Annotated in this window: 18 protein-coding genes; 8 read left to right on the top strand and 10 right to left on the bottom strand. The window is 60.5% G+C overall.

Features of this window, described 5'->3' with window-relative positions:
* Window positions 1–135: 135 nt before the first annotated feature.
* Window positions 136–387, top strand: coding sequence for a hypothetical protein (locus ABIT12_RS07225; protein WP_348042504.1), 252 nt, complete (start codon window positions 136–138; stop codon window positions 385–387).
* On the opposite strand, the gene ABIT12_RS07230 is transcribed toward ABIT12_RS07225, so the two are convergent.
* Window positions 384–3,155 (bottom strand): cation-translocating P-type ATPase, encoded by a 2,772-nt coding sequence (locus tag ABIT12_RS07230; RefSeq protein WP_348042505.1) that lies wholly within the window; start codon window positions 3,153–3,155, stop codon window positions 384–386. The two genes, ABIT12_RS07225 and ABIT12_RS07230, sit on opposite strands and share 4 nt — an antisense overlap.
* Window positions 3,156–3,435: 280 nt before the next feature.
* Here ABIT12_RS07230 and ABIT12_RS07235 point away from each other — a divergent pair, with 280 nt between their 5' ends.
* Window positions 3,436–4,083: a BON domain-containing protein gene (locus tag ABIT12_RS07235; RefSeq protein ID WP_348042506.1), complete on the top strand. Its 648-nt coding sequence runs from the start codon at window positions 3,436–3,438 to the stop codon at window positions 4,081–4,083.
* Between the two features lie 75 nt (window positions 4,084–4,158).
* Window positions 4,159–5,244, top strand: a complete 1,086-nt coding sequence (locus ABIT12_RS07240) for an Acg family FMN-binding oxidoreductase (RefSeq protein ID WP_348042507.1) — start codon at window positions 4,159–4,161, stop codon at window positions 5,242–5,244.
* A 10-nt stretch (window positions 5,245–5,254) separates the two neighbouring features.
* Here the strand turns inward: ABIT12_RS07240 and ABIT12_RS07245 are convergent, their stop codons facing one another.
* The 6 genes from ABIT12_RS07245 to dps all read right to left on the bottom strand — a co-directional run bounded on the left by ABIT12_RS07245 (window position 5,255) and on the right by dps (window position 10,974).
* Complete coding sequence (locus ABIT12_RS07245; RefSeq protein WP_348042508.1) at window positions 5,255–6,190, bottom strand: carbamate kinase; 936 nt, start codon at window positions 6,188–6,190, stop codon at window positions 5,255–5,257.
* Window positions 6,191–6,195: 5 nt separating this feature from the next.
* Window positions 6,196–7,197 (bottom strand): ornithine carbamoyltransferase, encoded by a 1,002-nt coding sequence (gene argF, locus ABIT12_RS07250; RefSeq protein WP_348042509.1) that lies wholly within the window; start codon window positions 7,195–7,197, stop codon window positions 6,196–6,198.
* A gap of 13 nt (window positions 7,198–7,210) precedes the next feature.
* A complete protein-coding gene (locus ABIT12_RS07255) occupies window positions 7,211–8,434 on the bottom strand; it encodes an arginine deiminase (protein ID WP_348042510.1) in 1,224 nt (407 codons plus the stop codon).
* A gap of 14 nt (window positions 8,435–8,448) precedes the next feature.
* Window positions 8,449–9,915 (bottom strand): arginine-ornithine antiporter, encoded by a 1,467-nt coding sequence (gene arcD, locus ABIT12_RS07260; protein WP_348042511.1) that lies wholly within the window; start codon window positions 9,913–9,915, stop codon window positions 8,449–8,451.
* Window positions 9,912–10,313, bottom strand: a complete 402-nt coding sequence (locus ABIT12_RS07265) for a response regulator (RefSeq protein ID WP_348042512.1) — start codon at window positions 10,311–10,313, stop codon at window positions 9,912–9,914. Before ABIT12_RS07265 ends, arcD begins: the two co-directional genes overlap by 4 nt.
* A gap of 157 nt (window positions 10,314–10,470) precedes the next feature.
* Window positions 10,471–10,974 (bottom strand): DNA starvation/stationary phase protection protein Dps, encoded by a 504-nt coding sequence (dps, locus tag ABIT12_RS07270; RefSeq protein WP_348042513.1) that lies wholly within the window; start codon window positions 10,972–10,974, stop codon window positions 10,471–10,473.
* Window positions 10,975–11,212: 238 nt separating this feature from the next.
* Here dps and ABIT12_RS07275 point away from each other — a divergent pair, with 238 nt between their 5' ends.
* The 4 genes from ABIT12_RS07275 (at window position 11,213) to ABIT12_RS07290 (ending at window position 18,698) form a co-directional block, all read left to right on the top strand.
* Window positions 11,213–11,596 carry a translational machinery protein gene (locus tag ABIT12_RS07275; protein WP_348042514.1) on the top strand — a complete coding sequence of 128 codons (384 nt, stop codon included), beginning with the start codon at window positions 11,213–11,215 and terminating at the stop codon, window positions 11,594–11,596.
* 167 nt (window positions 11,597–11,763) lie between these two features.
* Window positions 11,764–12,312 carry a general stress protein gene (locus tag ABIT12_RS07280; protein WP_348042515.1) on the top strand — a complete coding sequence of 183 codons (549 nt, stop codon included), beginning with the start codon at window positions 11,764–11,766 and terminating at the stop codon, window positions 12,310–12,312.
* A 103-nt stretch (window positions 12,313–12,415) separates the two neighbouring features.
* Window positions 12,416–14,251, top strand: coding sequence for a heavy metal translocating P-type ATPase (locus ABIT12_RS07285; protein WP_348042516.1), 1,836 nt, complete (start codon window positions 12,416–12,418; stop codon window positions 14,249–14,251).
* 106 nt (window positions 14,252–14,357) lie between these two features.
* Window positions 14,358–18,698, top strand: coding sequence for a CheR family methyltransferase (locus ABIT12_RS07290; RefSeq protein ID WP_348042517.1), 4,341 nt, complete (start codon window positions 14,358–14,360; stop codon window positions 18,696–18,698).
* Between the two features lie 5 nt (window positions 18,699–18,703).
* Here ABIT12_RS07290 and ABIT12_RS07295 read toward each other — a convergent pair whose 3' ends face one another.
* Window positions 18,704–19,522, bottom strand: coding sequence for a DUF6544 family protein (locus ABIT12_RS07295; RefSeq protein WP_348042518.1), 819 nt, complete (start codon window positions 19,520–19,522; stop codon window positions 18,704–18,706).
* Between the two features lie 214 nt (window positions 19,523–19,736).
* On the opposite strand from ABIT12_RS07295, the gene ABIT12_RS07300 reads away from it, so the two are divergent.
* A complete protein-coding gene (locus tag ABIT12_RS07300) occupies window positions 19,737–20,909 on the top strand; it encodes a hypothetical protein (RefSeq protein WP_348042519.1) in 1,173 nt (390 codons plus the stop codon).
* A gap of 56 nt (window positions 20,910–20,965) precedes the next feature.
* On the opposite strand, the gene ABIT12_RS07305 is transcribed toward ABIT12_RS07300, so the two are convergent.
* Together ABIT12_RS07305 and ABIT12_RS07310 are read right to left on the bottom strand one after the other, a co-directional pair.
* Window positions 20,966–21,163: a hypothetical protein gene (locus tag ABIT12_RS07305; protein ID WP_348042520.1), complete on the bottom strand. Its 198-nt coding sequence runs from the start codon at window positions 21,161–21,163 to the stop codon at window positions 20,966–20,968.
* A gap of 110 nt (window positions 21,164–21,273) precedes the next feature.
* Window positions 21,274–21,556 (bottom strand): sulfite exporter TauE/SafE family protein (locus ABIT12_RS07310; RefSeq protein ID WP_348042521.1); only part of this gene is annotated, 283 nt, incomplete at its 5' end.

The raw sequence follows: 21,556 nt of genomic DNA on the forward strand, positions 1-21,556 counted from the left end.
CACTGCCAGCCGCCGGGACGCCATGGCGGCCTTGCCCGGGCCAAGCAGGCCGAGATTGCTCTCGATACCGATCCCGCCGGGCGCGACGACTCTTTCAATCCTGCAGAACTGCTGCTGGCGGCCCTAGCGGCGTACATGCTCAAGAGCATGGAGTGGGCCGCGCCGATGCTCGCTTTCGCGCTTCACGGCGTGGAAATCACGATTTCTGCGAACAGGCAAGACAGCCCGCCCAAACTGATCGACGTCGTCTGCGAGATCATCGTCGAAACGGAAGAGAATGATCATCGGTTGGCTCTGCTGCATACCAATGTTCGCAAGTACGGCACGATCTCCAACACGATTGCGGCGGCCACCACTCTGACAGGCACAATGCGCCGGCGCAGCTAGGATACGAGTGGCTTGCCTCTCCGAGGCCAACCCCTCACCACCTTGATGAGTTCGATAGCGGCAAGGGGAACGCAGCCGGCGAGCAGCAATCCCAGGCAGTCTGCCGCTGGCACTGAAGTCGATTTCAGGAATGTGCCCAGAATATCGTTGTGTTGGCTCCAAACTTGCAAGCCAACCGACAGGGCAACCACGAACACCAGGTTTCGATTGGTGAATAATGCGATCTGCCAGACGGGCCTGATGGTACTGCGGGCGCCAAACGCCCGCAACAGTTCGGCAAAAACCAGAACAGTAAAGGCATAAGTCCTGGCGACCGCCACGGGGTGAGATTGCAGAGTTACGACATAGACCGCCAGGGCCACCCCCCCGGTCAGCATCCCGGTGATCATCATGCCGATCAGGAAACTGGCATCCATGATGTTTTCAGAGTTTGGCCGCGGACCGCGCTTCATGACATCCTTGTCGATCGGATCGCCCGCTAGGCACAGTGCCGGCAGACCGTCGGTGACCAGGTTTATCCAAAGCAGATGAATGGGCAGCAGTGGCGCCGGTAGCCCTGCAAAAACGCAGACCCCCATCAGCATCAGTTCGCCGGCGTTCCCCGCTAGAAGATACTGCAAGGTCTTGCGGATGTTGTCGTAGATGCCACGTCCCTGTTCGACTGCGGCGACTATGGTCTGGAAATTGTCGTCCACCAGAATGACGTCAGCGGCCTGCCGCGTCACCTCGGTACCGGACTTGCCCATGGCAATGCCAATATCGGCGCCCTTGATGGCGGGGGCGTCGTTGACGCCGTCGCCGGTCATCGCCACGACATTTTTCCCGCCCACTTGCAAAGCACGAACGATACGGAATTTGTGCTCCGCCGTAACGCGCGCATAAACGGCAATTTCCGGCGCGATCACGGCCAGTTTTTCGTCGGACATTCCATCCAGATTTTCACCAGTCATCGGCGCCGTTGCCGAGACGATCCCGACCTCGGATGCGATAGCGCTGGCCGTTTCGGGATGATCCCCGGTAATCATGATGACGCGAATACCGGCGTCACGACATTTGGCTATGGACAGCTTGGCTTCAGTCCTAGGTGGATCATACATGCCGGCAAGGCCGACAAATACCAGTTCACGTTCCAAGGCTGCAACATTGCCCGTCTCGGCCAAGATAAGCGTGACGTCACGATAGGCCGAGCCCAGAACTCGCAGGCCTTGTTTAGCCATACCTGAGATTTCGGACCTGATCGCAACCCGATCCTCGTCGGAGAGCGCTTGCACACCGTTCCGTCCGAAAATGTGGGTAGAGAGTGCCAACAATGGACCCGGTGCGCCGTTGATCAGCACGCGGCACAAATCGTCTGATACCTTGCGAACAACGGCGCTACGCTTTCGATCGGAGTCAAACGGCAGCTCGCGCAATTGCGGCATGGTGACGTCAATGTTGGCTCGATCCGCTCCGGCCTTAATCCCCGCCGCCAGCAACGCCCCCTCGGTCGGATCGCCGACAAGCGTCGATAAGCCGGAATGGCTTGCAATGTGGGCATTGTTGCAGCCGACCAGTGCTGTTCCCAGCATCAACAATGCTGCCCGTTGACCGCGTGCGGGGTCCGAGCCGGCCAGCAGCACCCTCCCGTCCGAGCCGTAGCCTTCCCCAGTCACCTCATACGCCTGCCCGGCAACATAGAGCGCTTTAACCGTCATCTCGCCGACGGTTAGCGTTCCAGTCTTGTCGGTGCAAATTACGTTTGTCGAGCCCAGGGTTTCGACGGCGGAGAGCCTGCGTACCAGCGCGCCACGACGGGCCATGCGCGTAACGCCAATGGAAAGCGCTACCGTGACCACTGCAGGCAACCCCTCGGGAACCGCTGCAACTGCCAGGCTGACCGAAGTCAGCACCAGTTCCAGCAAGGGGGTGCCGCGCCATAGGCCAAGCAGGAACAGTGTGACGACAATTCCCAGGGTCGCCCACACCAGCATCCGCCCCACCGCATCGAGCTTTTTCTGCAGAGGCGTTGCTGCCCGCGCATCTGCCCTTTGAATCAGCGCGGCGATGCGCCCCAACTGCGTGTTCATGGCCGTGCCAACGACCACGGCACGACCTGACCCCGACGCAATTGCGGTGCCCATGAAGATCATATTGCTGCGCTCAGCCAAGGGGATGCCGGACCGCTCAAGCTTTGCTGCGTGCTTCTCAACGACCCCGGATTCACCGGTCAGCGCTGCTTCACTGCAGGTAATGGAACTCGCAGACAGCAATCTGGCGTCTGCCGCAACCAGGTCACCTGCCTCCAGAACCAAAATGTCGCCGCTTACAACCGCACTGGCCGGGATCGCCAAAACCACGCCGCCGCGCTTTACCTTGGCTTGCGGCGAAGTCAGTTTTTTCAATGCGGCAATCGAATTTTCTGCCGAGTACTCCTGATAAAATCCCACCAGCGCGTGCAGCAGCACGACAGCCATGATGGCCAGGGCATCGGTCAATTGCCCCATGATGCCCGATAAGGCTCCCGCCGCGATCAATACCCAGATCATCAACGAGGTGAACTGCGCCAAAAAAATGCCAAATGGGTTTGGACCGTTGCCGCCAGCGATCTTGTTTTCGCCCTCGATTTCAAGTCTGCGGGCCGCTTCCGACGTGGACAATCCGTCGGTGACACTATGCAGTGCTAGCAAAGCCTCCGCACCGGATCGTGTGTGCCAGTTCTCGCCACCACCCATCAGTGCCTCCTCCGGTCCGGGCCGGCCATTGTGGGCAAGAATGGTCACTTTGCTCATCGTAATCAGCTCCACTGAAGCGCATCGCTCGCCCAATTCGGCCGGCCCGACAGCCTAGTCGTTTGCCCGTCGGCCCGGTCAGATTCGGAATGTACCTAAGGCTTGCATGGCTGCGGCGCCGAGGTGGGTGATTTCCGATGCTGTTGCCAGAGGGCATGACCGGGCAGATTGCGCGGACCGCGGGACATAGTCGGGGCGCAGCCCAATTGCCCTTACTTTCTGTTCCTGCCGGCCTGATCTGCAGCACATCCTGTGCAGCGGTGACGTACTGGGGAATTTCATGTTGAACGATAGCGAACTGAAGAAGTCTGTCCTGGCTGAACTGAATTGGGAACCCAGCGTCATTGCTGCCCATATCGGCGTTGAAGCCAACAGTGGCATTGTCACGCTGACGGGCCATGTCGATAACTACGCGGGCAAGTACGCCGCTGAAGCCGCTGCCGGCCGCGTCAGGGGCGTTAAGGCGATCGTCGAAAAGCTCGAAGTGAAATTGCCAGGTCACTTGAAGGTCGGCGATGAAGCCATTGCTGCTGCCGCGCTGGAGCGCTTTTCGTGGTCGGTGTCGATTCCCAGCGATATGATCAAGGTCAAGGTCGAAAAAGGCTGGGTCACCCTATCGGGCGAGGTGGATTGGCACTTCCAGAAGGAAGCTGCGGTGCGCGATGTGCGCGAGCTTTCCGGTGTTGTGGGCGTGTCCGATCTCGTCACCATCAAGCCGCGTGTGGATGTCGAAACCATCGGTCATGATATCACTCACGCCCTGCATCGCTCCTGGTACGATCCCAAGACTATCACGGTGCGCGCTGACGGCGGCAAGATCAGCCTGAGCGGAACCGTCCATTCCTGGCATGATCGCGAAGAAGCTGAACTGACTGCCTGGGCTGCGCCTGGCGCGACAGCCGTGGAAAATCACATCGCCATCGTCTGATCGTAACGCGCCGGGCCGCCGCGTTGCGGTCCGGCTCCCCTCATGCCCAGGTAAATCATGAACCGCAGAACTGTCTTGATCGGCGCCGCCAGCACCTTGGCAGTAGTGGGCACCGGTGGCTATCTCGCCTTGACCAACAGCGCAAACCGGGCCTGGCATAATGACGTAACCGCCATCCGCAAGTCGATCGAGCAAAGTCCCACGGGCACTGATCACGCCTCAGAACTTGTGCGCTATGGCGTCCTGGCTGCCAACAGCCACAACACCCAGGCGTGGCGATTTATTCTTGGCAACGACGCAATCATCGTCGAACCGGATTTTTTCAGACGCACACCCAATGTCGATCCGGACGATCACCATCTGTTCGCCAGTATCGGCGCGGCAGTGGAAAACATCGTGCAAGCAGCGCCGCTTCTGGGTTTTTCGGCGGGTGCACGCTTTGATCCCGCAGGCGATGGCCGAGTGATCATCTCGCTGACGCCGTCAGTCACCGCCAATTCTACTCTGGCTCAGGCCATTCCGCGACGCCAGGTGACGCGGTCCCTTTACGAAGCGCGGGCTGTTCCACCGGCCGACCTGCGGATGATCGAGCTGGCTGCCGCTTCTGACAGTGTTGCGGTGATCACACTCACCGAGCGTTCGGCAATGGATGCGGTTGGGGCATTGGTGATCCAAGGCAACACTGCCCAGATGAACGACCAAGCCTATCTTGCCGAGCTCAAGCAGTGGCTGCGGTTCAGCTACGCTGACGCGGTTTCCACAGGCGATGGCCTGTTCTCGGCAACCTCCGGCAACCCGGTGCTCCCTGGATTTTTGGGGCGCCTGTTGTTCCCGCTGGTGGCCAACACGGCATCCGAAAACACCAAGTATCGTGACCAAATCGCCAGCTCCGCAGGGCTGATGATCTTTGTGTCTCGGCACAATGACAAGGAACATTGGATCGCGGCCGGGCGGGCCTACCAGAGGTTCGCACTGCAGGCGACCGCACTGGGTATCAAGCACGCCTTCCTCAACCAGGCCGTGGAAGTGGCAGCCATGCGGCACCTGCTGGCTGACCAGCTGTCACTGGGCACACGCCGCCCTGATTTGATTGTGCGTTTTGGCTATGCGCCCGAGATGCCAATGTCGATGCGCCGGCCACTATCCGACGTGATCGTTTGAGATTGCCCGCCTAAACCCGGTATTCAGTGCCGACATCGAGCGCCTGCACGATCGTACCCGCCATACCCTGCACGATTGCCAGGGCATCTTCGGTCCGCCCGATCCGGGCATCCCGGCCGGTATCGATAGCAAAGCGGGTGGCCGCTTCGACCTTGGGCCCCATCGAGCCCGCATCGAGGGCATTAGCAAAATCGGGGTCCGGCCCCATGCGCACGATGCTGCGGGCGTCGTTTTCGCCATAGCTGACGTAAACCGCATCGACATCGGTCAACATCAGCAACAGGTCCACGCTCAGCGCCTGCGCCAGCATCTGGCTGGCCTTGTCCTTGTCAATGACTGCCTCAATCCCGGCGAGGTGTCCGTTCGACCGGGCCACCACGGGAATGCCCCCACCCCCCGCACAGATCACTATCGCCCCGGCCCGCTGCAGCAGCCTAATGGCGGGCAGTTCGATGATGTCCAGCGGCTCTGGCGACGCCACCGCCCGGCGCCAGGCCGCGCCGTCGCGAACGCAAGTCCAGCCGCGTTCGCGTTCCAATGTCCGTGCGGTCGCCTCGTCATAAACCGGCCCAATGGGCTTTGTCGGTTTTGAAAATGCCACATCGGTTGCGTCGACCCGGGTTTGCGTTAGAACCGTTGCCAGAATGGTGCCTTTGGGCAGCAGGTTGCGCATTGCCTGCTCCAGCATATAGCCAATCATGCCCTGGCTTTCCGCTCCCAGAATATCAAGGGGATATCGGCCATCATCGGGTCCGGCTTCCGCCTGCAGAGCCAACAGTCCGACCTGCGGGCCATTGCCGTGGGTGATGATCAACTCATGGCCGGCCCCAATGAGTTGCACCAGCGCCGTGGCTGCATGTTGCACGTTACGGAACTGTGTCGATGCGTCCATCGGCTCGCCACGCTTCAGCAGGGCATTGCCGCCCAAGGCTACAAGAATTTTCATGGCGACTACCCCGCAATGGTGGCGACAAGGATCGCCTTGATGGTGTGCATGCGGTTTTCCGCCTGGTCGAACACGATGGACGCGGCGGATTCGAAGACCTCGTCGGTCACCTCCATGCAGTGGAGCCCGAACCGCTGCAAAATGTCGGCGCCCACTTCGGTGTCGGCATTATGAAAGGCCGGCAGGCAGTGCATGAACTTGGCGTAAGGATTACCGGTCGAAGCCATTATGTCGGTGGTGATGCGATAGGGCAGCAGCGCCTGGATACGCGCGGGCCAGGCCCCTTCGTCTTCGCCCATGGAAAGCCACACGTCAGTGTAAAGGAAGTCGGCGCCAGCGACGGCTTCGGGGATGTGTTCGGTGACCATGATCGAGCCACCATTCTGGCGCGAAACCTGCTGCAGATGCTCGACAAAAATGTCGTCGGGCCACAGGCTGCGTGGGGCAGCGATGCGCATGTCGAGGCCGACCTTGGCAGCACCAATCGCCAGCGATCGCGCCACGTTGTTGCGGCCATCACCCAAAAAGGTCACGACGCAATCGGACAGATGCTTGTGGGTGAATTCGCGCATAGTCATGAAATCGGCCAGCGTCTGGGTGGGATGGGACTGGTCGGTGAGCCCGTTGTAGACCGGCACCCCGGCATTGGCCGCCAGGATGTCAACGTTGACCTGTCCGGCGCCGCGATACTCGATGGCGTCATAAACCCGCCCCAGCACCCGCGCCGTGTCCTTCATCGACTCCTTGTGGCCGATCTGGCTGCCGGTCGGTCCCAGATAGGTCACATGTGCGCCCTGATCGTAGGCGGCGACTTCAAAACCGGTGCGGGTCCGCGTGGAGTCCTTTTCAAAGATCAGCGCGATGTTGCGTCGCTTGAGTAAGGGCTGCTCCGTGCCGGCCGATTTGGCGGCTTTGAGTTCATTGGCCAGTTGCAGCAGAAACCGGATTTCCCGGGGTGAAAGATCATCGAGCGTCAGGACGCTGCGGCCGCGGATGTTGATGGGCATAGTGTTTTCCTGGTCAGAGAGGGTCGCGGCTGATCGGGCAGGACATGCAGTGGCTGCCACCCCTGCCCCGGCCCAGTTCGGAGCCTTCGATGGTGATCACTTCGACCCCGGCCCGCCGCAGCATGGTGTTGGTATAGACATTGCGGTCGTAGCCGATGACCACGCCGGGCTCGATCGCCAGCAGGTTGTTGCCGTCATCCCATTGCTCGCGTTCGGCCTCATAGCCGTCGCCGCCCGTGGCGATGACGCGCAGCGTTTCTAGCCCGAGAGCCTTGCGCACCACCTCGATGAAGCTGTCTGTCTCGGCAACGATGTCGACTTTGCCCGGCACCATTCCCGGCCGCAACGAGTAAGCCGTTATGCGATCGACGACGGGTGGATAGATCGTCACGAGGTCGCGGTCGCAGAAGGTGAAGATGGTGTCGAGATGCATGAACGAACGGTCACGCGGCATCAGTGCGGCAATGACCCGTTCGGCAGCACCGACCGCAAACAATCTGGCGGCCAGCATCGAGACCGCTTGCGGGGTGGTGCGTTCGCCCATGCCGATCAACACGACCCCATTGGCCAACGGCATGACGTCACCCCCTTCGAGCGTGGCGATGCCCGGCGCGGTATCGGCACCATCCCACCAGGTTTCAAAACTGGCATCGGCAAAGTGCGGGTGGAATTTGTAGACGGCGGCCAGATTGACCGCTTCGGGCCGCCGGGCCGGCCAATACATGGCGTTGATCGTCACCCCGCCGTAGATCCAGCATGAGCTGTCGCGCGTGAACAACTGGTTGGGCAGCGGCGGCAAAACAAAGTCCTGCGGCTGCATGGTCCGGCCGGCAAGCCCTGTGGGCTTGAAGGGCAGTTCAGCGCGTGCGATGCCGCCGATCAGGTAGCGCCCTAGATCGATCGCCGGCATCTCATCGAGCCAGCCACGCATCTCGCCGACCAGGTCCGATCCCAAAGCGGCGGCGTCCGCCCGACGATCCAGCAGCCAGCTACGGGCAGCCGGGATGGCCAGGGTCTCGGCCAGCATCTCGCCAAGGTCCAGCACACGGACTGCCCGTTCGCGCAAGGTATCGACGAAGACGTCATGCTCTTGCCGGGCCTTTTTTACCCACAGCACGTCATCGAACAGCAGCGCCTGGCAATTGTCCGGCGTCAGGCGTTGCAGGCTGAGATCAGGGCGGTGGACCATGACTTCGCGAAGCCGGCCAACCTCGGAGAAAGCACCGAGTTGAGACATGAAAAGTCCTGTGGTCAGAGGGGGCTGATGGTACCGTTCCAGATCAGGTAGGCGGCGACGACCCCCGCTATGACGAGGCCGGCGGCCATCACCATTTCGGCGATGGTGAAAGTCTTCTGGCCATTTTCGCGGCGCGCCCAGACATAGATGATGATGCCCGGCGCGTAGAGCATGGCGGCCATCAGCAGATAGGTCGGACCTGCCGCATAGACCAGCCACACCCCATAAAGGGTGGCCACGCCGCCGGCGATCAGATCGCGGGTTCGACGTTCGCCGGGGGCATAGGCTTCCCCGGTCAGCGCCAGCTTCAGGGCATAAGCGCCCGAGAAGATGTAGGGCACCAGGATGGCAGTGGAGGCGATGTACAACAGCGCCAGATAGGTGCTATTGGCCAGCAGCGTCAGGACCAGAAACAGCTGGACTAGCCCGTTGGTGATCCACAGCGACGTGGCCGGGGCACCGCTCTTGTTCTCGCCGCCGAAAAACTTCGGCATGGTGCCGTCACGGGAGGCGACATAGGGCACTTCTGCTGCCAGAAGGGTCCAGGCCAGGAATGCTCCCAGCACCGAAACCACCAGGGCAACGCTGATCAGAATTGCGCCCCAGGAACCGACGACGTGTTCAAGCACGCCCGCCATGGACGGGTTCTTGAGCCCGGCCAGTTCGGGGCGGCTCATCACGCCGAGCGAGAGCAGCGAGACCAGGGCATAGATCGATAGCGTCGTTACGAACCCGGCAAACGTGGCCAACCCGATATCCCGGCGCTTGCGGGCCCGGCCCGAGACAACGCTGGCGCCCTCAATGCCGATAAACACCCACAGCGTGACCAGCATCGTGCTGCGGACCTGATCGAGTACCGAGCCGAGTTCTGGGGTCGCCATGCCGGAAAAATCCAGCGTGAAGACGTTGATCCGGAAGGCAACCACGACAACAGCGATGAACAACAGAATGGGCACTACCTTGGCGATGGTCGTGATGATGTTGATAAATGCCGCCTGCCGTACGCCAGACAGGATGAGCCAATGGATCGCCCACAGGACAGCCGAGGCGCCGATGAGGGATTGCCAGGTATTGCCCTCCCCGAAAAACGGGAAAAAGTATGAGAGGGCGCTGAACATCACGACGGCGTAGGAGACGTTACCGATCCAAGCCGACAGCCAATAGCCCCAGGCGCTGTTGAAGCCTATGAACGGCCCGAACCCCGCCTTGGCGTAAGCATAGGGTCCGGAATTGAGCTGCGGCTTGCGGGTGGATAGGCCCTGGTAAACCAGTGCCAGCGCCAGGATGCCGACACCGCTGATCGCCCAGCCAATAATGATGGCGAGGGGTCCGGCACCGGCCGCCATGTTCTGCGGCAGGTTGAATACACCTGAGCCGATCATTGATCCGATGACCACTGCGGTCAGGGCGCTCAGTCCGAGATTGCCTTTTTCACCGGCAGCTTTGTCGGACGGCACGGCGCTTGAATCGATGGCGGTCATGACAGTTGACTCTGTGGGTTGCCGCCGGACGCGGTATGCTGGGACGGCGCGGCCAGTGCCTTGGCAATCGCCCGCGTCAGATCCGCGTCGCTGAAGGGCTTGCGCATGATGACCGCACCGCGCTCCAGGGTTTCAGCCACGAGGCTGTCGCCGCTGACATAAATGTGGGGAACGTGACGCTTGGTCAGGATTTTACGCATGGCGGCAATGCCGCTACCGATGCGCAGCCGTCCATCGACAATCATCAGGTCCGGATGGAAATGATAGGCGGCGGCAACTGCATCAGCCTCCGTCGAGGCCGTGGCACACACTTCGTGGCCCATTCCCTCCAGGATTTCCTGCAAAGCCATGACAATCATGCCCTCGTCCTCAACCAGCAGAACCCGCAACTTTGTCATGATCTGTCAGGCGCCGTATTACCGGGCCGGCTCCACGAGTCCTGCGCGATCTGCTGCTCGGCAACGCGATCGCCGCTTTTTTCAGTAGTCGGAGCCTTGCCGGGCAGCGGCGCGAGAAAAGCTGATTTTGACGGGAACGGCAGATGCACAATCTTTCTCATTTGCCAGTGGCCCGGGCGTCACCCTTTGGCGCCAGTTGGGATTCGACGAACCAGAGGTGCTGATCGATGCCGCGCGACACTTCGGTAAACAGATCGGCGGTATCCACATCGCCAAACGCCGCCGCCAGGCCGATGGCCTCGCGCGTCGATTGACCGAATGCGGCCAGTGCCGAAGACACTGCAAACACGTGCTCGTCAGCGCTGGCTATGCCGAGATCATAGGGCACTAGGAATGAGCGCTTCGCCGAAATCTGCACGGTACCATGGGCGGTACCACCCAACCCACCGGCCCGTTCGGCCAATTGATCCGAATAGGCCTCGACCTGCTCGGCAACAGTATCAAAAAGTTGGTGCACGGCGATGAAGCCCGGCCCACGAACGTTCCAGTGCGCCTGCTTGAGCTGGCCGTGCAGATCGATTGCCGCCGCCAGATGCTTGTTGAGCACCTCGACGGATTGCGCCCGGACATTTTCCGAGAGGGTATTGTGGGTAAATTGCACCGGCTGAACTCCAGCAAACCAAGGATCGGTTTGGTCTCCGAACTTAGGCGCCTATCGCCGGCCAGCATCAGCCACGGAATGTACTCATCCGCACGGCAGGATAGTCTCCGGGCCGATTGACCCATGGGTAGTTTCCGACGCTGTCGCTGCGGCTCAGAGCGGTTCCATTTGAGTGTTTGCCGCGCGCTTAGTTGAATCTTCGGCTACGCGAGATCGGCGCCCACTTGAGGATTTCCAAATGCACACCCACGCGCTGGTCTGGATCGACCACCAACAGGCCCGGATTTTTCATATTGGGCTAGAGGAAGCCACCGAGCAGGTGATCCACGATGACGCGCCGCAGCACCATCTGCACCGCAAGAGTGAACACGCCGACCGACGTGACGACGCTGCACAGCAGACATTTCTGGGTGAGGTGGCACAAACGCTGGCATCAGCAAAAGGCATCATGATCGTCGGGCCGGGCCAGGCTCGCACCGAATTCTCGAACTTCCTGCGCGACAAGTTTCCGCGCCTTGATGCCAAAGTCTGGGCGGTCGAGGCAATGGACCATCCCACCGACGCGCAAATCGTCGCGCATGGTCGCAGGTATTTCCGTACTGCTGAACGCATGCACAACTGAAGGCAGAACAGGCAGGCGGTCTAATCGGGGGTTTGAGTATTTTCCGATCCTGACGCGGGGCCGCTTAGCCGGTTAGCTCAGGTTTCGGGCGGTAGCGGTGTTTTACGTCGTGAACGGCGCATCCGGCATCGTTCATTTCACCGCCAATATTTTTACAGGAGCTTCATATGAGCCATTCCGATGCTGCCGTTGCCGTTTTTGAACAGCATGCCGACGCGGAGAGCGCGATCAAAAAACTGACGTCCGCCGGGTTTGATATGAAAAAGCTGAGCGTGGTCGGCAAAGGCTTTCACACCGACGAAAAGGTCGTCGGCTTTTATAACATGGCCGATCGCGTGCAGTTCTGGGGGTCGCGCGGCGCAGTCTGGGGCGCGCTATGGGCACTGTTCTTCGGTGGACTGTTTCTGGTCACCCCCGTTATCGGGCCGATCATTGCCCTGGGATACGTGGCCACGAGCATCATGGCGGCGATCGAAGGTGCCGTTGTGGTTGGCGGCCTCAGTGCGCTGGGTGCGGCGCTCTATAGCATCGGCATCCCCAAAGATAGCGTCGTCCGCTACGAATCGGCCATCGAGGCCGATGGTTTTGTCGTCATGGCACATGGGACGACCGAGGAGGTGGCCCGTGCCAAGGCCATTCTGGGAACGTCCAACCCCAGCACGCTAGACGTTCACGCCGCGTTGGTGGCATCCCCGATAACGGCAAGCGCCGCCTAGTCGCGGATGGCTTGCGCCAGATCAACGATCCCCTGTCGGCGTTGAGACACACTCAAATCGTAGGCTGCACCATTTGGCGCAGCCAAACCTGAGGCGCTTGACGATGGCAACACTCTTGGAGGTTTTCAAACGACACCGGGGCAATGCGCTGCTTGCTATTGCCGTTTTGGGCCTGTCCAGCGGCATCGGTCTTTCGCTGTTTGGCCCTCCTGGATCGGCAGGGATTGCGTGGAGCCTTGGTACCGGCCCAGTCTTGATTGGCCTGATCGCACAAATAATCCTATCCCTCCGGCGCGGGGACGTCGGGCTCGACGTCGTTGCCGCGCTCTCCATGTCCGCCGCACTGACCTTTGGCGAACCACTCGCGGGCAACGTCGTTGCGCTGATGTATTCGGGCGGACAATTGCTCGAAACCTTCGCCGCAGGCCGCGCCCGCAAGGAAATGTCCGCTTTGCTGGGCAGGGTCGCCCATACGGCAATGCGCTACAGCGGCACCCGGCTTGCCGAGGTACCGATCACCGACATCCTGCCCGGCGACCGCCTGCTCATCCGGCAGGGCGAAGTGCTGCCTGTGGACGGGCATGTCGCCGGCGCCGCCCAACTTGACCTGTCGGCCCTCACCGGGGAATCGGTTCCGGTTCAAGTTGAAACGAACGGCGAGGTCTTGAGCGGGTCAACTTCGGTCGGACCGCCGTTCGATCTCGTCGCCAGCCGGCCGTCGGCAGAAAGCACTTATGCCGGGATTGTCCGGCTTGTAGAGGCTGCGCAGGATAGCAAGGCGCCCATGGCTCGGCTGGCCGATCGCTATGCGATGGGCTTTTTGTTCTTTACGGTCGCTCTCGCTGCGGCATCCTGGCTTCTCACCAACGATCCGTTGCGCGCCCTTGCGGTACTTGTCGTCGCAACGCCCTGCCCGCTGATCCTTGCTGTTCCTGTCGCCATCATTTCTGGCATGTCACGCACTGCCCGCATCGGCGTTCTGATCAAAGGCGGCGGGGTGCTGGAGACCCTGGCTCAGGTCAAAACAGCTATTCTCGACAAGACCGGAACACTGACGCACGGCCAGGCAGCAGTCACGGATATCCGCACCGCTCCGGGCTTCACGCCTGATGATATCCTGCGCCTGGCAGCCAGTCTTGACCAGGCATCTGGACATGTCGTCGCCGCAGCGTTGATCCTGGCGGCACGCGACAAAGGGCTTCACCTCTCATCTCCCACCGAAGTGACTGAGACGCCCGGCGAGGGGATCGAAGGATTGATCGACGGGCGGCGGATTGCAGTCGGTGGCATCGGCTATGTCCGAAACCGCTCCCAACCCGGGAACGACGATCTGCTTGAGACGGTTCCCAACGCTGCCATGTCGGTATCCGTCGGCGTGGACGGCGAGCTTGCCGGGCTGATTGTCCTGCAGGATCGCGTTCGGCCCGATGCCAGGCAAGCATTGGATGCCCTGCGCAAGGCCGGCGTGGCGCGGATCGTACTGGCGTCGGGCGACCGTAACGATATTGCCGCCGCCGTTGGCGCCGACCTGGGTGTCGATCTCGCACTCGGGCAGCTCAAACCCGAGGAAAAGGTGGCTGCCGTCCAGCGCGAGGTGGCGAACGGTCCGGTGATGATGGTCGGCGATGGGGTCAATGATGCCCCTGCCCTCGCTGCGGCGGATGTCGGAGTTGCCATGGGCGCGCGTGGTACTGCAGCGTCCTCAGAAGCAGCGGGCGTCGTGGTGCTGGTTGACGAACTGGCGCCATTGGCGAAAGCGGTCGTCATCGCCAGGCGCACCAGAACCATTGCATTGCAGAGTGTCTTTGTCGGGCTGGGTCTGTCCGTTGCCGCGATGATCGCGGCGGCCTTTGGCTACCTGCCTCCAGTGCAGGGGGCGCTGTTGCAGGAGGTTATCGACGTTGCAGTGATCGTTAATGCGCTTCGTGCGTTGAGATAGATCAAGGCCGATCCGTTGCACCCATGAAATCAATGGGAGCCTAATGCCAGAAAATGTGTTTCTTGCCACGAGCCGATGACGACAACCCTCAGAGAGGGGTGCGAGCGTGGCTGAACGAGCTTCTACCAAAACCGAACCGCGACGACCCCCGGATGACGATGGCATAACCGCGTCACCGGCAGCGAGGCTGTTCGTTGCCATTGGCGCGTCAGCTGGCGGGCTGGACGCTTGCACGCGGCTTGTCGCCGCTATGCCCCTTGGCCAGGGCATTGCAATCATCTTGGTGCAGCACCTCGATCCAAACCACGACAGCCTGATGGTGGAGTTGCTCGCGAACAAGACCGGCCTGACCGTCGAGCAGGCCAGCGAGGGGGCGACGCTGCAATCCGACCATCTCTATGTCATTCCGCCCGGTGCCTACCTGACGGTGGCAGGGGGCATTGTGCATCTGGAAAAGCCGCCCGATCATCACGGCGCACGCATGCCTTTTGACATGTTGCTGGACTCGCTGGCACGCAACCATGGCCGGCAAACCGCTGCGGTTGTCCTGTCCGGAACCGGGAATGACGGAAGTGCTGGGGTAAAGGCGGTCAAGCGTGCCGGCGGGATTTGCATAGCGCAGGAGCCAACCGAGGCGGGCTACGACGCCATGCCGTTGAACGCGATTGCCACGGGCTCCATCGACCGCGTCGCAACGGCGGCCGCGATACCTGCAGCGATCCTCCAACTCCTTCGGACACTCCACAAGCGAGTCATGAGCAAGTCTACCGAACACGATATGCCTCCTGATGAACTAGGCGACATCATCCAAGCCCTCAAGATCGGCAGTACGCAGGACTTCGGCCCCTACAAACAAGGGACCGTGCGGCGGCGCATTGAACGCCGCATGGCACTAGTAGGTCTCTTGCCAGGTGCCATGGGAAAATATCTAGAACTGGTGCGCAGCGACGCCGCCGAGCAGGAGCAACTGGCCAGCGACCTGTTGATCAATGTCACCAGCTTTTTTCGCGACGCCAAGGTCTTTGACTACCTTGCCGACAAGATCATCCCCAAGCTCATTGCCGACGCCGTTCCAAACCAAAAGCTGCGCGTGTGGACTGCCGGATGCAGTTCAGGCGAAGAGAGCTATTCAATGGCCATGCTGTTTGACGAAGCCATAGCGGCATCGGGCAAACCCATTGCCGTTCAGATATTCGCCTCCGATGCGGATGCCGACGCTATCGCCACAGCGCGTGAGGGTCTGTATCCAAAAGCAATTGCTGCGGACGTGTCGCCGGCCCGCTTGAAACGCTTCTTTTTCAGAGAAGACGACCACTATCGCGTGCTGCCAAAATTGCGGGCGATGGTCGCCTTTTCGGTCCAGAACGTACTCAGTGATCCACCGTTCTCGCGCCTCGACCTCATCTCCTGTCGCAACCTGCTGATTTATCTCAGCCCGGACGCACAGGGCAAGGTCATCTCCCTGTTCCATTTCGCCCTCCGCAAGGACGGCATCCTCTTTCTTGGGGCCGCCGAAACCGTGGGCGGCGTCGAGTCCGGGTTCGAACTCATTTCCAAGCCGGAAAAGCTATATCGCCAAATCGGCCGTGTGAGGCCCGCAGAGATCGGTGTGACCATGAGTGCCAAGCCCCAAGCCGCAGGCGCCGCAACACCCCCCGCCGGGACAGCCAAACAGATTTCCCTCGCTGAACTCTGTCGCCGCCTGGTGATGGACCGTTATGCCCCAGCGGCAGTGCTCATTGACGCGCAAAATGCCTGCATCTTTTCAATGGGACCGACCGATCACTATCTGCGCATCGCGCCCGGATACCCGACCACCGATCTATTGGAAATGGCAGCACCGGGCCTCAAACTCAAACTGCGCGCAACCTTACAAAAGGTACGCGAGGGCAATGCCCGGATCGTAGCGGCCGGCGGCAAGTCCCGCGATTTCGAGGTTCCTTTCAACATCGACGTACAGCCAGTGAGCCATGAGGGGGCCGACCTCTTGCTGATCTGTTTTGTCGACAGCCATGCAGTGCAACCTATGGCCAAGCGCGGCCGGAACGCTGTTGACGGCCTGGCCGATATGGAGCGCGAACTGGAGGCTACCAAGGCCGACTTGCAGGACGCCCTGCACGATCTTGAAAGTTCGAGCCAGGAGCACAAGGCAATCAATGAAGAAGCCCTCTCGGTCAACGAAGAGTATCAATCAACCAATGAGGAACTGCTGACCTCCAAGGAGGAGCTTCAGTCGCTCAACGAGGAGCTGACTGCTCTCAATAGCCAGTTGCAGGAAACGCTCGAGCGCCAGCGTACCACTTCTAATGACCTGCAGAACGTGCTGTACAGCACCGATCTGGCAACCATCTTCCTCGATACCAAGCTCAATATCCGCTTCTTCACGCCTGCGACCAGGGCGTTGTTCAATGTCATTCCGGGGGACATCGGGCGGCCATTGGCGGACTTGAATGCCTTGGCCACTGACAGCGCCATGCTGACGGATGCGGCTGCGGTGATGAAATCGCGCACACCGATCGAGCGTGAGATCGAAGCGCGGACGGGGGCCTGGTTCATTCGTCGCATCCTGCCCTATCGCGCCGAAGACGGGAGCGTTGAAGGCGTCGTCATCACCTTCGCCAATATCACGGAGCGGCGCCACACCGCCGAGGCGCTCGAAGCCGCCGAGCATAAGGCCCGCACCGCCAACGTGGCAAAATCGCGCTTTCTCGCTGCTGCCAGCCACGATCTGCGCCAGCCACTGCAATCGCTAAAGCTCGTGCAAGGCATGCTCTCCAAAGCCATCCACGATGAAAGCTCGAAAAAGCTGTTGGCGCGACTGGACGATACGGTTGGCGCCATGTCAGGCATGCTCAACACCCTGCTCGACATCAACCAGATCGAAGCCGGTACAGTGCAGGCCAGCAAGGCCGCCTTTCCGATCGACAATATCCTGCGGCGGCTCAGGGGCGAGTTCACCTATGTGGCCCAGTCGCAGGGGCTGGTATTGCGGGTCATCCCTTCACGACTTGTGGTATTCAGTGACCCACATCTGCTTGAGCAGATGCTGCGCAATCTGCTGTCCAACGCGCTCAAATATACCAAGAGCGGCAAGGTGGTTCTAGGCTGTCGCCGGCACCGGGACACCATCAATGTCGAGATTCTTGATACCGGAATTGGCATTCCTAAGCGCGAACTGGAGGCCATTTTCGACGAATACCACCAGTTACACAACGATGCCCGCGAACGCAGCCAAGGGCTGGGCCTCGGGCTGTCCATCGTCAAGCGACTGGGCGATTTGCTCGACCACAATGTGACTGTGCGGTCGCGGCCTAACAAGGGTTCGTGTTTTGCAATCGAGGTTACGAGGGCAAAGCAAACTGCGGTTGTGGTGGCGCCGGTCGATATAACGGGGACGAACTCGGGGAAACCCACCAGGCCCTCGGCAAAAATTCTGGTGGTCGAGGATGATCCCGAAATTCGCGATCTGACTGTCATGTTGCTGATGTCTGAGGGCCATGAAGTGATGTCGACAGCCGATGGTCCGCTGGCGATCGATCTGGTGGGTGAAAGGCATTTTCGGCCCGACCTCGTTCTGGCCGATTTCAACCTGCCCAACGGAATGGACGGCATCGAGGTAATCACCGATATCCGCGCCATCCTGAAGCGAGACATCCCGGCAGTCGTTCTGACAGGAGACATCTCCACCGATACGCTGCAGCACATTGGACTGCAGGATTGTCTGCACTTCAACAAGCCGGTTAAAACCGTAGAACTCATTGCTGCAATTGAGAGTGCGCTTGCCCGCTGTCGTCACGATGAGCCTCTGGTATCCGAGGCCGTACAGCCGCGAGCCCATGAAGGTTCGACCATTTACATTGTGGATGACGAACCTTTGGTTCGCTCGACAATCCTGGCCGTGCTCGAGCAAAACGGTCTGCACGCGCTCGATTACGGCACCGCCGAGGCCTTCCTGGGAGCCTATGTGCCCACCGGCGACGAATGCCTGGTGGTGGACGCCTATCTGCCCGGCATGAGCGGCATCGAGCTGATCCGCCAATTGCGCGCCAAGGGTTATAGCCTGCCCACCATCATGATCACCGGCAGTAGCGACGTCACCATGGCAGTGGACGTGATGAAGGCAGGGGCGATGGATTTCATCGAAAAGCCGGTCGGCGGCGACGAACTCATTGCCAGTGTCAGACGCGCCATCGAGCAATCGCGCGACGCCACCAAGGCATCGGGCTGGCGCGACGACGCCATTGGCCACCTGGCCGGCCTGACCAGACGTCAGCGACAGATCATGGATCTGGTGCTTGCAGGGCACCCCAGCAAGAACATCGCTGCCGATCTGCACATCAGCCAACGGACGGTGGAAAATCATCGAGCCGCAATCATGCTGCGCACCGGTACCAGATCATTGCCTGCCTTGGCACGACTTGTCATCGCCGCCACGCCCGTTGCCTGAGAGGATCACCGCATCGGCTCGAATGCGGCGACATCGCCGCGCCAATATAAAAACTCGCCAGCGGGCAACACCCAGGCAACTTCGCCGTGGCGCGGCAGGCGGTACCTGCCAAAGCTCGCATAGTCGCCAAACCGGCCGATCCAGCGCGTTGGCACGGACTTGCCACCAACCAAAAAGGGACGGTCGTCTGCTTCGATTGCGACGATATCGCCCTCGGCGTCGAATAGAAGACGAACCCTGGCAACGCCTGCCGATGTAGGCGCGGAGACCTCCACCGTCAGCATATCAATTTGCCGCCAGCTCAAGCCGGACGCGTTCAGGATCGCCTCAGGATTCCAAGCCAGTTCCGCCAGAAACCGCATCATTTCCCCTTTGTCGGTATCTGGTCCCGTCCCGCCCGCCACCTGAATGGATCCAGCGATCTTCACCTCAAGAAGGCCACGACCTCCGGTATAGGAATCAACGATGTGCAACGGCACGACCTTGGCCATTGTTGCGGTCGCCTCCCAGACAAAAGCGGGCGTGCGCGTGCCCGAAAGCTGGGTTGCGACTAGGGGGAAGAACGGCTGATCCGGAGCCAACCGCATTTCCGCGTTTTGCCGGGCCATCATCGTCGAAGGTCCGCCAACTGTGGCGCCGCTCCGTTCCGCGAACCCGACCATGATTTCGGGTGGTACGCTACGCACCCCTGCCACTGGCCCCTGCTCAGCCACTGCCGACTGCCGCAGTCCCGCAATTTTTCCAGCGAACTGGCGCGAGGCTACAACTTGGACAAGGACTAAAAGAGCGACAGCGACGGCGATACCGATCAGCGGGATGTTCATCCTGCACTCTCCTGCGATGGCGACCGGCCCATACCGGCGTCGCGTCTTGACGCTTCAGTATCCCGCATTTGTCGGCCAGTGGCAGCGTCGGAACTTACTCACAGACCCCGGTAGGCCTGGGTAGTTTCCGACCCTGCCGCATTTGACCAACCCCGCTAGTCTAAAGGGGCTGGCGTTCCATTGATCAGCGCAACGGGCTCATCGGCTCACACAATTGATCGGAATTGACATGCACCGCCATATTGCCTGGATCGTGCTGAGCGCGACGCTCGCTCTAACTATGCCATCGATCGCCGAAGACGTTCGACTAGAGCTCGGCGGAGACCTGTATCTGGCAGGCCGGAACCCGACTGTTGCAACTGCCATAACCCATGATGCCTTTGTCGCTGGCAACGACGTCTCACTGCAGGCGCCGATTACCGGCGATGCCCATCTCGCCGGGTTTCACGTTTCCGCAGCTGCGCCGGTGTCCGGCGATCTCTATGCCGCCGGATACGGGGTGACCGCCACGGCGCCGATAGGTGGCGATATGACCGCCGCGGGCAATACCATTACCTTATCTTCCACCAGTTCCATTGCGGCCAACCTCCGTCTCGCCGGCGCAACTATCTTGCTTTCGGCTCCAGTTAGTGGGTCGGCCCTGATTTCAGCGCAAACGTTGACGTTGGACACAACAATAGCTGGCGACTTCAGCTTTTATGGTGAAGCGATCGTCTTTGGGCCGGGCGCCAAGGTCGGCGGCGTGCTCACTATCCGAGCCCCAAAGCCGATTGATGTTCCCGTGTCGGTGGCATCCGCCGATCGGGTCAAGTTTCAGCTGGCCGACGCTCCCAACTATGTCAACGAGGCCGGCAAGACCGCCGACGGTGTCGTCAAAAGCTTCTGGCCGGCGATCTGGGCAATGGGCATATGGCTGCTGGTGCTGTTCGTCGTTGGGGCAGCCCTCATCGTCTGGGCGCCGAAGGCTGTTGCCAGGGCACAATCGAATTCGTCCCTACGTCCCTTCAAAACTTTCGGCTACGGCATACTGGTGTTCTCATCCGTGCTCGGCCTCACCATTGTCGCAGCCATGACCGTTATTGGCCTGCTGGCAGTTCCGATTGTCCTGATCTTTGTCTTCCTGGCCTGCAGTTTGGCTTATCTTGCCGGCTGCTATCTCCTTACCCTGCGAATCTTTGGGCGGTTCCTAGCCGTCAATACCAACGCCCGGCGATTCGGGGTGCTTGCCACGGCGATTGTGCTAGCTGCATTGATCGGCATCGTTCCACTGCTCGGTTGGCTATTCACGCTAGGTTTGGTGTGCTTCGGATTTGGTGCAACGAAAAATGTCGGGCCAGTGGGTACACCAGACGCCGCTGGGCTGTATGAGGCTCATAGTCATGTTTGAGGGCGATCCGGCAGCAACCGACCCATTCAGGCCGTTTACAGCCGGATTCGAACATCTCAAAACCCGCACCACGGCGCCCAGACATCGACAGGGACTGGAATGTCGGACTTGGCGATATGCTTCTCAAGGATCGCTGCGGACACATCCGCCGGTTGACCCTCGAAAAGCTGCCGGCCGCATTTGCCCGACGCGAGGTCGCGATCGTCCGGGATGCGGTTGGTCGCGCCGCAATGCGAGCAGACGATGTGGGTCACGTACCGGCTTTGTCCTGCTTTCTGAAACAGATTCGGAGTTCTGTTGCCCGATCCTCAAACAACGAACCGGCATCCCAATTTTGGCTTGGCGCCATCACTCGCGGCTTGACCTAGACGTGTGTGAAGCTACCCACAGTCTGGGCGCCCATATAAATGGCCACCAGGATGACCAGCGCGGCAAAGCCGATATTGAGGGCGCCTTTGTGTTTCGACAGATGCCCGGCGATACGCGTGCCGATCAGCCCGCCGACGACACCACCGGCAATGAACAAAGCCGCAAGTGGCCAGTCGACCAGGCCCGAAAACGCGTAGCTGAGCGCTGTCGTGAGGCCAAATGCCGTTACAGCAACCAGCGAAGATCCGATCGCGTTGAGCATGGTCATCCCGGTGGAT

The sequence above is a fragment of the Devosia sp. genome (assembly GCF_039927955.1).
In the GTDB taxonomy this organism is placed as follows: Bacteria; Pseudomonadota; Alphaproteobacteria; order Rhizobiales; family Devosiaceae; genus Devosia.